12 protein-coding genes and 1 tRNA gene are annotated in these 12662 nt (G+C 69.0%); 9 read left to right on the top strand and 4 right to left on the bottom strand.

Annotated features, from left to right (window positions below; genetic code table 11):
• The first annotated feature begins 9 nt into the window (after nt 1–9).
• Both RCH12_RS07480 and RCH12_RS07475 read left to right on the top strand, forming a co-directional pair.
• Nucleotides 10–3759 (top strand): AAA family ATPase, encoded by a 3750-nt coding sequence (locus RCH12_RS07480; RefSeq protein ID WP_327016511.1) that lies wholly within the window; start codon nt 10–12, stop codon nt 3757–3759.
• A complete protein-coding gene (locus RCH12_RS07475) occupies nt 3752–4033 on the top strand; it encodes a hypothetical protein (RefSeq protein WP_327016510.1) in 282 nt (93 codons plus the stop codon). The genes RCH12_RS07480 and RCH12_RS07475 overlap by 8 nt, the downstream gene beginning before the upstream one ends.
• Before the next feature lie 199 nt (nt 4034–4232).
• On the opposite strand, the gene mscL is transcribed toward RCH12_RS07475, so the two are convergent.
• Genes mscL through RCH12_RS07460 form a run of 3 tightly spaced genes read right to left on the bottom strand, consistent with a single transcriptional unit; the run spans nt 4233 to nt 5744 of the window.
• Entirely contained in the window at nt 4233–4688 is a 456-nt protein-coding gene (gene mscL / locus RCH12_RS07470) for a large conductance mechanosensitive channel protein MscL (protein ID WP_327016509.1), read from the bottom strand.
• A 46-nt stretch (nt 4689–4734) separates the two neighbouring features.
• Nucleotides 4735–5109, bottom strand: a complete 375-nt coding sequence (locus RCH12_RS07465) for an FmdB family zinc ribbon protein (protein ID WP_327016508.1) — start codon at nt 5107–5109, stop codon at nt 4735–4737.
• Between the two features lie 56 nt (nt 5110–5165).
• On the bottom strand, nt 5166–5744 hold the full coding sequence (locus tag RCH12_RS07460) for a 5-formyltetrahydrofolate cyclo-ligase (RefSeq protein ID WP_103432297.1): 579 nt from the start codon (nt 5742–5744) through the stop codon (nt 5166–5168).
• 51 nt (nt 5745–5795) lie between these two features.
• Between RCH12_RS07460 and galU the strand changes: the two genes are divergently transcribed.
• From galU to RCH12_RS07430, 6 genes are all read left to right on the top strand, one after another.
• Nucleotides 5796–6689: a UTP--glucose-1-phosphate uridylyltransferase GalU gene (gene galU, locus RCH12_RS07455; protein WP_103432296.1), complete on the top strand. Its 894-nt coding sequence runs from the start codon at nt 5796–5798 to the stop codon at nt 6687–6689.
• A gap of 78 nt (nt 6690–6767) precedes the next feature.
• The gene (locus tag RCH12_RS07450) at nt 6768–7427 is read left to right on the top strand and encodes a GNAT family N-acetyltransferase (RefSeq protein WP_103432295.1); all 660 of its coding nucleotides are present in this window, start codon (nt 6768–6770) and stop codon (nt 7425–7427) included.
• A gap of 54 nt (nt 7428–7481) precedes the next feature.
• On the top strand, nt 7482–8480 hold the full coding sequence (locus RCH12_RS07445) for a hypothetical protein (protein ID WP_327016507.1): 999 nt from the start codon (nt 7482–7484) through the stop codon (nt 8478–8480).
• Nucleotides 8481–8526: 46 nt separating this feature from the next.
• Nucleotides 8527–8602 (top strand) — tRNA-Ala (locus RCH12_RS07440).
• Between the two features lie 66 nt (nt 8603–8668).
• Nucleotides 8669–9082, top strand: a complete 414-nt coding sequence (locus tag RCH12_RS07435; protein ID WP_103429493.1) for an ankyrin repeat domain-containing protein — start codon at nt 8669–8671, stop codon at nt 9080–9082.
• A 138-nt stretch (nt 9083–9220) separates the two neighbouring features.
• Nucleotides 9221–9979: a zinc-ribbon domain-containing protein gene (locus RCH12_RS07430; RefSeq protein ID WP_327016506.1), complete on the top strand. Its 759-nt coding sequence runs from the start codon at nt 9221–9223 to the stop codon at nt 9977–9979.
• On the opposite strand, the gene RCH12_RS07425 is transcribed toward RCH12_RS07430, so the two are convergent.
• The gene (locus tag RCH12_RS07425; protein ID WP_327016505.1) at nt 9976–11295 is read right to left on the bottom strand and encodes a hypothetical protein; all 1320 of its coding nucleotides are present in this window, start codon (nt 11293–11295) and stop codon (nt 9976–9978) included. The genes RCH12_RS07430 and RCH12_RS07425 overlap by 4 nt on opposite strands.
• Nucleotides 11296–11487: 192 nt before the next feature.
• On the opposite strand from RCH12_RS07425, the gene RCH12_RS07420 reads away from it, so the two are divergent.
• A complete protein-coding gene (locus tag RCH12_RS07420) occupies nt 11488–12624 on the top strand; it encodes a baeRF11 domain-containing protein (RefSeq protein ID WP_103429496.1) in 1137 nt (378 codons plus the stop codon).
• The last annotated feature ends 38 nt before the right edge of the window (nt 12625–12662 follow it).

The raw sequence follows: 12662 nt of genomic DNA, 5'->3' as shown, positions 1-12662 counted from the left end.
GGTGTGGGTGTGTGGCGCCTCGATAGAAAACCAGAAGATGACGACTTCGCGTCGGATTACCCCGACGTGCCGTCTGCCGACTCGCGTCTCGCGACCTCCCCGGACTCGGTGAGCCTGGGAGACCCGGCGCTGGTCGCCGGGAACATCGCCGAACCCACCTGGCAACGCTGGCGTGACGAACTCGCCGCCGTCGGCGGCCACTCGCCGCTGCTGCACTTCGGTGACAGCCCGCGCTCCCGCATCGAGCTGTCCGCCACCCACCCCGGCGGTCTGCCGCAGTTCATCACCGGCAAGACCACCCTGCTCTCCAACCTCATCCGCGACGAGCTGGCGCTCCGCAACGCCCGCCTGGCCGCCAACGAGATCACCCAGAAGGGCATCGAGCTGCGGTCGATGCGGGGGATCGAATCGGTGCACCTCGCGATCGGGCTGGCCCAGTGGCGCTACGGTGACGTGGACTTCACCGCACCGGTGCTGCTGCGCCCCCTGGCCATCCGCCGTTACGGTCGCGACTTCGAGCTCAAGCTCAAGGGAGCACCGTTCCTCAACCCCGAACTGGCGCGGGCGTTGCACGACCAGTTCCAGATCACCCTCGACGCCGACGCGTTCGTGGCGCTCGCCGTGACCAACGGGGCGTTCAAACCGCAACCGGTGATCGACCGGCTGCGCGGCCTCACCTCGCACCTGCCCTGGTTCAACGTGGTGCCCCGCCTGGTGGCGTCCTCCTTCGCCGACGTCGGCCGGGCCATGGCCACCGACGCGCAGAAGCTCACCCATCCGGTGCTCGACGCCGTCGCCGGCAACCCCACCGCCAAGCGCGCCATCGAAATGGCCTACAACCCGGTGCTGCCGATCGCTCAAGACGTGCGCCCGCCCGGCACCGACACGCTGCTGCTGGATGCCGACGCCGAGCAGGAGAACGTCGTCGCCCAGATCAGCGCCGGTAACTCCCTCGTCGTGAAGACCCTGCCCGGCACCGGTGGCACCCAGACCATCGTCAACGCCATCGGCTCGCTCATCGCCCAGCACAAGCGCGTGCTCGTCGTCAGCGCCCGCCGCTCCAGCCTCGACGGCATCGCCCACCGCCTCGTGCAGGTGGGTCTGCCCGGCGTCGCCGTCACCCCGCGCACCCTGCGCCGTGATCTGATCCAGTCGATCACCCGCAACGAGAAGAGCACCCAGCCGCGCGTCGGCGACGTCGACGACGCCCTCGTGCGCCTGCGCAAGGTGCTGCTGGACTACAGGTCGGCACTCACCCGCAAGGACGGCGCGCTCGGCGTGTCGGTGCTCGACGCCCTCGGTGAGCTCGCCAGGCTTGCCCAGCTGCCGGCACCGCCGTCGACGACCGCCCGTCTGGACAGGGTCGCCCTGGAGCGTCTGGCCCACGACCGGGCCAGCGCCGCCTCGATCCTGATCAAGGCCGCCGTCCTCGGCCAGTTCCGTTACGGCCCCGGCGACTCGCCCTGGTACGGTGCCTCCTTCACCTCCACCGCCGACGCCGGGGCATCTCACGAGCTGGCCAAGCGGCTGAGCAAGACCGACCTGCCCCGGCTGCTGGAGCGCGCCGGTCATCTCATCGGTCAGACCCGGTTGCGCCCGTTCGAGACCGTGCACGAGCTGGGCATCTACCTGCGCCTGCTGCTAGACATCCGCGAGACGCTGGACAAGTTCCAGCCCGCCGTGTTCGACCGCTCCCTCACCGAACTGATCGCCGCCACCTCCGCCCGCCGCGACTCACCCGAGATGACCAGCGCCAACCGGCGCCGGCTGCGGAAGCTCGCCGACGAGTACCTGCGACCCGGCGTGCACGTGAGTGACATGAACGAGAGCCTGCGGCGCATCCAGCAGCAGCGCACCCTGTGGCAGCGCTACGCCGCCGCCGGCGTCACCCCGGAGGTGCCGGTCGGCATCAACGACGTGCACGTCGCGTATCAGCGCGTCGCCGAGGACCTCGGCAAGCTCGACGTGCCGCTGGGCAACACCGGAACCCCGCGTCAGCTGGTCTCGCGGCCGCTGCGTGAACTCGTCTCCACGATGACCGGACTGGCCGCCGAGAGTGAGGTGCTCGCCAACCTGCACGAGCGCACCGCCCTGCTCGCCACCCTGCGCGAGCACAACCTCGACCCGCTGATGACCGACCTGTCCCAGCGCCACGTGTCCGAGAAGGATGTCGCCGCCGAGCTCGAACTCGCCTGGTGGCAGTCCGTGCTCGAGGTGATGTTGGGCGGCGACAAGGCCCTGCTCAACGCCAACACCCAGGTGCTGGACCGGCTCGAAGCCGACTTCAAGCTCGTCGACGAGGCGCATGCCTCCACCACCGGGCAGATCCTGGCCTGGCTGCTCGCCGAGACTTGGAAGATCGGTGTGGTCGACTGGCCCGAAGAAGCCGACCAGCTGCGCCGGCTGCTGCGCGCCGACCGCGCCACCCCGGCCCGCATCAACGAGGTCTCCCCGCACCTGGGCCGCGTGCTCGCCCCGGTCTGGCTGGCCTCGCCGTACGAGGTCGCCGCGCTCGACGTCAGAATGACCTTCGACGCCGTGCTCCTCGTCGACGCCGGCGCGACCACCCTCGCCGAGAACGTGGGCGCCATCCGCCGCGCCAAGCAGGTCGTGGCCTTCGGCGACCCGGTCACCCAGACGCCGTCCGGCTTCGAGACCGGCATCGTCGAGCCCTCAGAGGTGCCGAGTCCGCAGGAGACCAACGTCGACGCCCTGCACGCCGACTCCGCGCTGGCCCGGCTGGGCGAACTGCTGCCCACTCTCACGCTGACCCGCAGTTACCGGGCCGGCGGCGAGGACCTCGCCGAACTCGTGAACCACCGTTTCTACGGCGGCCGGATCGACTCGCTGCCCTGGGCGGGCAGCTTCCTCGGCCACGGCAGCCTCACCCTCAACTACGTCAAGGGCGGCCACGGCATGCCCGACGTCGACAGCGGCGCGGTGGAGAGCGTTGACGCCGAGGTGGCGAAGGTCGTCGACCTGGTCATGGACCACGCCGTCAAACGACCCCGCGAATCCCTCATGGTGATCACCGCCAGCGCCCGCCACGCCGTGCGGGTGCACCAGGCGGTGCTGGCCGCGTTCTCCAAGCGCACCGACCTGAGCGACTTCATCCTCAAGGACCGCGCCGAACCGTTCACGGTACTCACCCTCGAGCAGGCCGTGGCGCAGAGCCGCGACCGAGTGATCTTCTCGATCGGCTACGGTCGCACCCCGCACGGGCGCCTGCTGAGCAACTTCGGTTCCCTCGGCGAACCCGGCGGCGAACGTCTTCTCGCGATCGGCATGACCCGCGCCCGCCGGGCAATGGACATCGTCTCCTGCTTCCGCCCGATCGACATCGACGCCGACCGGCAACGGCACGGCATCCTGGCCCTGTCGCAGGTGCTTACCGAGACCGAAGCCCGCCGCAACGAGGTGGCCGTGCCGGATGCCCGCGAAGCCATGCTCGTCGACCTCGCCCGCCGTCTGGAACGCAAGGGGCTCACCGTCTCCCTCGGGCACCGCGGCAAGCTGGCGCTGGCGGCCTCGCACGCCGGCCGCGCCGTGGTCGTGGAGACCGACGCCGTGGTCAACCGGGCCAGCCTGCGCGAGTCCCTGCGGCTGCGCCCCGAGGTGCTGCGCCGCCTGGGCTGGCACTACCTGCGCGTGCACAGCTTCGAACTGTTCAGCAACCCGGATGCCGTCGCCGCCCGTGTCGCCGCCCTCGCGGGCGTCACGCCCGGCGAAGGATCGGACGGTCCGGCGCACCGTGCCTGACCCGGCGGCGCCCGACGGCGTCGTCGGGTCCGCGGACGCGACAGTGCCCGAGACAGCACCCGCGGCATCCGTCGGCGAGGGCGGATCGGCAGAGCCGCGTCAGTCGGTGGTCAAGTCGGCCGGCGCCCGCCGGGCCCGACTGACGCCTGCGCCGGACACCGACACCAGCCCCGAACCGCCCTCCCGCGAAGAGGGCGGGCAGACCACGGGCGACGGCTCTTCGACGAGCGCGAACGACGCCCGGCTGCGCCAGGACAAGCCGCCGCACTGGTAGCCCGCCGCCGCTCCGCCCGGGGTCTCGACCGGAGCGTCCCGCCGAGATGCCGCAAAGCATCACATCACGAGCGCCGAAGGGGCAGTCTGCGGCAAGTCGGTGACCCGCGCATCCCCGAGATGCTGCAAAAGGCCCCTTGGAGCGCATCCAAGGGGCCATTCGCCGCATGTCGGCAAGGTCGTGCCGTAGTGCGCAGGGGTTAGAAGGTGCGCTTGGCGGCCGCGGCGGCGGCGCTGGAGGACACCGTCTGGGCGCCGGTGGATGCGGCGAGGAGGTCGCGGATCTCGGTGAGCAGGTCGAGGTCGGTGACCGGGTTCTTCTTCGGGTCCAGCGGCACACCGGCCTGACGGCGGCGGGCCTGGTTCTCCTTGAGCTTGTTCAGCGGCATCACGAACGCGAAGTAGACCACGGCGGCGACCAGGAGAAACTGGATCAACGCGGCCAGCACCAGGCCGAAGGACAGCTCGGCGTCGCCGATCGGCACGGTGAGGGAGTTCTTCAGGGTGTCGGCGTTGAAGATCGCCGCGATCAGGGGGTTGAAGATTCCCGTGACGATCGCGTTGACCAGGCCGGTGAATGCGGCACCGATGACGACAGCGACGGCCAGTTCGATGACGTTGCCGCGCATGATGAATTCTTTGAAACCGTTGATCATGGCTGGGTGCTTTCTGGTGCAGTGCGGGTACGAGACGGGGAGAGGGTCAGGACGCCTTCGGCGCCGGCGTGGGCGTCGAGCTGGAACTGGACGAAGAGCCCGAGCCGCTCGAGGACGACCCGCTGGTCGACGCGGCGGGGGTACTGCTCTTCTCGGCCGGCTTGGCCGAGGACGATTCGGACGAGGACGAGTCGGTCTTCTTGGCGCCCTTTTCGGCGGACAGCGAGGACTTGCCGCCGGACTCGGCGCGCGAGTCGTTGCGGTAGAAGCCTGAGCCCGTGAAGCTCACGCCGATCGACGAGTAGACCTTGCGCAGCTTGCCGCCGCAGGCGGGGCACTCCGTGAGCGTGTTGTCGGTGAACGCCTGCTGGATGTCGAAGGCGGTGTCGCACTCGGTGCAACGGTAGGAATAGGTAGGCACTGCGTCTTTTCGGTTCGGGTGTGCGGAGCTGACCGGCAGGTGCCGGAAGGGAAAGTCTAGAAGACGACGATGCGAGTGGGAGTGACGAGGCCGTTCACCGGCTGGTCGTGCACCTCCCGGGGAACATCGTCGACGTATTCATTGTCGTAGACCACGGCGTACACCGGCGGGCACTTCTCCATCGACCCGAGGGTCTTGTCGAAGTAGCCGCGGCCCCACCCCATTCGCAGGCCGGTCTTGTCGATGGCCGCCGCGGGCACGATGATCAGGTCAACGTCGTTGATCGCGATCGGGCCGAGCAGCTCGCCCTGGGGCTCCGGGGCACCCGAGAGGCCCTGCACCTCGGTCTCCTCCTCGCCGACGGTCCAGTCGAGCAGCCCGTCGTCCCGCGACACCGGGAACAGCACCCGGATGCCCCTGGCCTCGGCCCAGTTGACGAACGGGCGGGTGTTCGGCTCGGTGGGGCTGGACAGATAGCAGGTGATCGACCGGGCGGACAGGTCGGTGACGATGCTCTGCAGGTTCTCGGTGAACCCCGCGGTGGCGGCTTCACGTTCCGCTGCGGGCATGTTGTGGCGGCGCTCCCGGAGGTCTGCGCGGAGCGCCCGCTTGCGGTGCTCGATGTCAGAATCCATACAAGTCATCCTAGGTGCGTAACCAATACAGGTTGCCGCTAACCTAATGCCATGGTTACTCACATAACAAAGGCCGTTATTCCCGCTGCCGGTATGGGAACCCGGTTTCTGCCGGCAACCAAGGCGATGCCTAAGGAAATGCTGCCGGTCGTCGACAAGCCTGCCATCCAGTATGTGGTGGAAGAGGCCGTGGCCGCCGGGCTGACCGATGTGCTCATGATCACCGGTCGCAACAAGAACGCCCTGGAGAACCATTTCGACCGGGTCACCGAGCTCGAGGCGGTGCTCATCCAGAAGGGTGACCGCGACCGCCTGGCCAAGGTGAACGAGTCCACCGACCTCGCCGACATGCACTACGTGCGCCAGGGTGACCCGCTCGGCCTCGGCCACGCGGTGCTCCGCGCCAAGATGCACGTGGGCCGCGAACCGTTCGCCGTGCTGCTCGGTGACGACATCATCGACGCCCGCGACCCGCTGCTGGACAAGATGCTCTCCGAGCAGATCACCCGCAATACCAGCGTTGTGGCGCTGCTCGAGGTCGACCCGTCGCAGATCCACCTGTACGGTGCGGCCGCGATTGAGAAGACCGACGACCCCGACGTGGTGCGCATCACCGGTCTGGTCGAGAAGCCGGCGGCAGAGGATGCCCCGTCGAACCTGGCCATCATCGGCCGGTACGTGCTGCGCCCCGAGGTCTTCGACGTGCTCGAGCACACCCAGCCGGGCAAGGGCAACGAGATCCAGCTCACCGACGCCCTGCAGGAGATGGCCGTCAACCCCGAGACCACCGGCGGCGTCTACGGCGTCATCTTCCGTGGCCGCCGCTACGACACCGGCGACCGGCTCGACTACATCAAGGCGATCATCCAGCTGGCCGTCGACCGCGACGACCTCGGCGTGGAACTGCGCCCCTGGCTCAAGGAATTCACCTCCACTCTCGAGTAGCGTGCAGGTTGCTCAGGTCGGCACCGGACTAAGATTCGGTCATCATCGGGCTTCGGCCCCCAAGTAGACGGGTTCATCGTGCCGACCGCGATTCCTACGCTCCGTGAGGGGGCCGTGACCCTGCGCCCGATCCGGTTACGTGACGCCAGGGCCCTCGAGCGTGAGCTGATGGAGAACCGGTCCTGGCTGCGCACCTGGGAGGCCACCAGCCCGTACGCGCCGATGTCGTTCGACACCCGGGCCAGCATCCGCAGTCTGCTCGCGCACTCACGCACCGGCAGCGGATTGCCTTTCCTGGTCGAGTACAACGGCGAACTGGCCGGCCAGCTGAACGTGTCGTCGATCACCTGGGGGTCGCTGTCCAGCGCGTCGATCGGCTACTGGGTCGGCGAGGAGTTCGCGGGCCGGTCGATCACCCCGATCGCCGTGGCCCTGGCCACCGACTACTGCTTCAGCCAACTCGGCCTGCACCGGATGGAGATCTGCATCCGGCCGGAGAACGCGCCGTCGTTGAGGGTCGTCGAGAAGCTCGGCTTCCGGTACGAGGGTCTGCGCCGACGGTTCATCCACATCAACGGCGCCTGGCGCGACCACTTCGCGTTCGGCATGGTGGCCGAGGAGGTGCGCGGTGGTGTGCTGCGCCGCTGGCAGGACGGCCTGGTGCCGCCGGGTCTGGCGTCCGTGAACGAGTTCGACACGGCCGCCGCCGCGCATCCGCTCGAGGTGGCCGACAAGTGACACACCCCCCGGTAATCAGGCACGGAAGGCCCCGCGACTCATACGTTAGGGAGCATGAGTAGCGAAGTCCTGGGTGGGGGAGTGATGGTGGCCGTTGCCGCCGCGCTCTGGGTGACGTATCTCATGCCGACATGGGCGAGACGCCGGCAATATCTCGCCACCGAACGCAATGCCGTGCGTCTGCAGCAGACCCTGCGGATCCTCGCCGAGACGTCGGAAATTCCCCAGGAGGTACGCGTGGAAACCAACGCACGCGGCGTGTCCGCCCAACGCAAACTCCTCGCCCAGGCCGAGGAAGACGCCCGGATCGCCTCGAAGGCCGCCGGCGATGCCGCCACGGCCGCCCGGCGCGCCGCGGTCCTGCGCGCCGCCGCCGCCCGACCCAAAGCTCTCACCCCGGCCGGCAAGGCCAAACGCCTGCGCACCATGCGTGCCCTCTCCACCCTGCTGCTGCTCATCGGCCTGGTGTTCACCGTCGTGGGCGCCACCATGCTCTCAGCGGGCGTGTGGACGCTCCTGGCCGGCGGCCTGGTCGCCGCGGCGACCGCCGTCGCCACCCTCGGCCGGCTCGCCACCGTCAGCCGCTCCGCCCGCGCCCCGCGCGCTGCAGCGGATGCCGACGCCGCTGCCGCCGGCCGTCGCGCGCCCGCCGGCGCCCGCGGCCAGCGTTTCGAGCCCGTGCATTTCGTCGACGAGGCCCCCGTCGTCCAGCCCAGCCCGTGGACCCCGCAGCCGCTGCCCAAGCCCCTGCACCTGTCGCCGGGCTCGATCGCCCAGGCCGCGATGGCGTCGGTGGATGCCGCCGCCCAACTGCGCCAGGCCGCCGCTGAAGCCGAACTGCAGCGCCGCGCGCTGGCCATGGCAGAGGCCATCGCCCCGTCCGAGGTCACCCCGATCACCCGCCCGGTGGTCGCCCGTGGCACCGCCCCCGCCGTCAAGACCGCCCCGCAGGCGGCGCCGAGCCGGTTCGCCAAGATGGGCATCATCGGTGACACCGAACCCGGCATGACCGACCTCGACGCGGTGCTCCGCCGCCGCCGCGCCGTCGGCTGACGGTTCGAAGGCGCCGCACTCGCGTGATATTGTAAATACGCAGTCTGGGGCTATGGCGCAGTTGGTAGCGCGTCTCGTTCGCAATGAGAAGGTCAGGAGTTCGAATCTCCTTAGCTCCACCACTGAAACAGAAGGACCGCGGCCCCCGGGCTGCGGTCCTTCTGTGTCTGAGACGACCGGAGACGACCATGACAGCCCAGCAGGACCAGCCGGCAACAGTGCCGCTCGCGGCCGTCGTCGAGGGTGTCTTCGAACTCGCCAGGGACGGTCGCACCGGCCCGCTGGGCGAGATGCTCGACGCCGGCGTGCCGCTGGACCTCGTCAACGGTCGCGGCGACAGCCTGCTGATTGTGGCCGCCTACGGGCAGCACCGCGAGACCGTCCAGGAGCTGCTGCGCCGCGGTGCCGACACCGCCATCGTGAACGGCATGGGTCAGACGGCCCTGGCCTGCGCAGTGTTCCGGAACAACGAGCCGATCCTCGTCGACCTGCTCACAGCCGGCGCCGACCCGGATCTCGGCAGCCATTCGGGCATCCAGATCGCCGACCAGTTCGCACTGCCGCTGATGCGCGCGGTCATCGAAGCGCACACCGGCGCCTGACTCGGCCACCACGCTCCCGCAACTCAACGCGCCCCTCGCCCGGGGAGGCGCCGCCGCTGTCGGTCGTCGTTGCTACCGTGACGGTCAACGACACGAGAGCGGAAGCCGGGCAACGGGATGAATGAGGAAGCGACACCGGTGGGAACCACCGTGCGGTTCCGCTGCGGGCACGGCGCGGATGCGGCCGAGGCGCGCGTCACCCTGGAGCGGCAGTGCCCGCTGTGCATGCTGCTGGCCGAGACCCAGCGCTCCCGGGAGCAGCTGCTGCGCCGCGTTGCCTCGGCCGGCCGTGCCGCCCTGGCGCGGGAGACCCGCATCGGGGCGAGCTACGAGTGGATCTGCAGCCGCGGGCACTCCCGGTACCGGGCCAGCGTGCGGGAGAGCCTCACCGGACCCGGCTGCCCCAAGTGCGCCCGGAACGCCCAGGCGCCGGCCGCCCGTCACGAGGGCGGCGTGCCGTTCATGAAGCCCGGGTTGAAGACCCGCACCTCCCAGGCCGAACAGAAGCTGCGGATGCTGCTGGGCGAACGCATCCGCCTGCCGCACCGGGTGAATGCGATTCGCATCAACCGCACCTTCTATGGCAAGCCCGAGGTGTGGCCGGACGTCATCATCCCCGCCCTCAAGGTGGCGATCGAATACGACTCGCCCGGCCGTGCCAAGACCTCGCACCGCGGCCTCAAGGAGGTCTCCGACCGCGAGAAGGACGCGGCCCTGGAGGAGGTGGGCTGGGCGGTGATCCGGGTGCGGGCCGACGGTCTGGAGGCCATCGGGCGGTACAGCATCGTCACGGCGGGAGTGACCGCGGCGCTCGTCGACGAGATCCTGGCGATGCTCGCCCTGATCCGTGGAGAGGCGGCCGTGGCTGCGCTGTTGAACCGGGGCCCGGATGCTTAGCCCGAGCCGGTCTGGGCGGCCCAGTACGTGTTCAAATTCTTGATTGCGCTGGTGGTCTCAGGCGTCTCATTGGACCGTGTCGCCACGAAGGTCTCTGATCCGGCGGCGGCCGTGACCGTGAAGACCACCGGCTGATCGAAGACCTCGATCCTGGTACTCGAGGTCTTCCAGAGCCCACCGGCAACGACCGCGTCCACGATCTGCCGTCCGGCTTCCTCGTCGTAGTGCACGGGTCCGAAGCCCAGGGTGCCGTCACTCCCCGCGCTGAACGAAACCTTGTCGTCCTCGGCGCGCGCGCCGTTCGAGGCGAACATTGCCTCGGCGGTGCTGATCTGTGCGGCCAGCGTGCCGTCACCGTTGATGTACACGGATGCCCAGTCGTGGCCGACCCGGATCCCCGTGATGAAGCCGGGCCGGGGTGCGGCATCGATGGTTGTGACTATCGAGCGGAACAGCGCCGGGTCGGAGACCCCGACAAGGATGACGTTGTCCGTCACCGAGTACGAGGCCACGCCGGGGGTGGCGTCGAACAGGGCAAACAGCGGATCCAGCTGCGGGGTGTCTGCGGTGATGGCGTACGGCGAGCCGTCCTCGGTCGCGACGCTGAACTCCATCGAGGCGTACCTCGGATCGGAAGCCAACTGCTGAACCTTTTCGACCATCGCATCCACGCCCGACTCGTCGGCGACCGCCACCTCGAGTTTCGTGCACGGCCCCAGCCAGAGCGACGTGACCCCGGGATCAAGGATGAACGTGTCGAAGTGGGCGATCAGCGGCTCAGAGATATCGCACCGCTCCGTACCTTCCTCGATGATGAAATTGGTGTGTTTGTCGTCGTCGTCTCCGTCGGCCCTGGCGGTGAGTGGACGATCCTTGGCCCCCGCATACTCGGTGAAGAGCGTCGAGACGTCGGTCTTCGCTCCGTACAGGGTGACGTAGGACCTGTTGACGTAGGCGATGGACACCCGGTCGTCATCGAACGTGGAGAGTGCCAGGTCCATCAGCTGCGACGTCTCGTCCTGCGTGCCCCCGATTTCGAAGCTCACCTTCCCGAACTCCAGGGTCATGCCCACCTCGTCGCCCCCGTGCGACGACAGGTAGTCCGTCGCGGCCTCACCGAGGCGACGAACCTCGGCGGCGGTGGCGGATTCGCGGATGGTGCCCTCGACCTCCGGATCGCACATGGCCGAGCAGCCGGTCATGGAGTGGTCAGTGGACTCGATGATCTGGCTCTTGCTGAGCCAGCTCTCGGCCGCGTTGCCCTGGATGGAGCATCCGGTGAGGCCGACGGCTGCGAGGGCCGCCAGGATCACCATGGTCGTGACTGTGGTGCGATTGTGAGTGCGGATGGAGCCCCCTTGTTCATGCGCAGCCTCCACCGTATCCACTCCGAGCGGACTGCGGTCGCCCTTATGGGAAGCGGGCCGAGTGGTTAGAGTGGCCCCAGAAGAGGCTCACGGTCGAGCGGGGGGCGGCACGTGGGCACCCGGATCAAAGGAGCTCCTGCCGTGCTGCACACCGACATACCCACCCGAGACGACGTCGACACCCTCGCAACGGTGCGCAAACATCCGTGCGTCTCGATCTACCTCAGCACCAGCCCGCTGCCCCAGGAGTCCGAAAAGGCCAGGATGGAGCTGAAAAACCGGCTGACGGAGGCCGTGCAACAGCTGCGCGATGCCGGCACCGATAAGGGACCCATCGAGGAACTGCAGGAAACCCTCGACGACCTCATCCAGGACTCGGATTTCTGGCGGTCGCTGTCGTACAGCCTGGCGATCTTCGCCACCCCGGACAGCGTGCGGACCTTCCGGCTGCCCAACCGGCTCGGCGGGGCGCTGGAGGTCTCGGACCGGTTCTACCTCAAGCCGTTGCTGCGCGCGGTCACGTTCCCGCAGGCCGCTTTTGTGCTCGCCCTCGCGCAGAACTCCGTGCGGTTGCTGGAGATCAGCGCGGAAAGCCCGGTCTACGCGGTCTCGGTGCCCGGGCTGCCCAGCGACGTCGCCGACGCGGTGGGCCTGCCGTCGATCAACGGCCGCACCCAGGACAGCCACATCATGGGCGGCCGCATCCAGGGCGCCGAAGGGCAGAAGGTGCGGATGCGCCAATACGCGCGAGCGATCGACCGGGCGCTGCGACCGGTGCTCAGCGGCCTGGACCTGCCGTTGATCCTTGCCGCCGCCGAACCCCTGGCCGGCATCTACCGCTCGGTGAACAGCTACCCCAACCTCACCGAGGCGATCATCCCCGGCAACCCCGAAGAGACCCCGGACGAGGAGCTGGGGCGGGCGGCGCGCGGCATCCTCGACGAGCTCTACGCGGCGGAGCTGGACGGACTCAAGGACCGCATGGCCCGTCGAGCCGCGCACGGCCGGGCCGTCACCGACCTCAGCGACGTGGCGCGAGCCGCCACCTACGGCGCGGTCGACACCCTGTTCGTGGACATCGACCAGAGCGTGCCGGGGCTGGTCGACGAGGAGACTGGAGCGGTCACCCTGAGCGCGGAGGACGACGCCATCACCTACGGTGTCGTCGACGAGATCCTGCGGCGGGCGCTGCTGTCGGGGGCGGAGATCTTCGCGGTGCGGGCCGACGACATGCCCGGCGGCGGAGCTGTCGCCGCGGGGGTGCGTTTTATGGTCTGACCCACACGAAACCGGTGCCGCCTGCAGGCAGGCGACAC

The organism is Cryobacterium sp. MP_3.1, from assembly GCF_035984795.1.
In the GTDB taxonomy this organism is placed as follows: Bacteria; Actinomycetota; Actinomycetes; order Actinomycetales; family Microbacteriaceae; genus Cryobacterium; species Cryobacterium zongtaii.
This window is presented reverse-complemented; position numbering and strand designations above follow the sequence as displayed.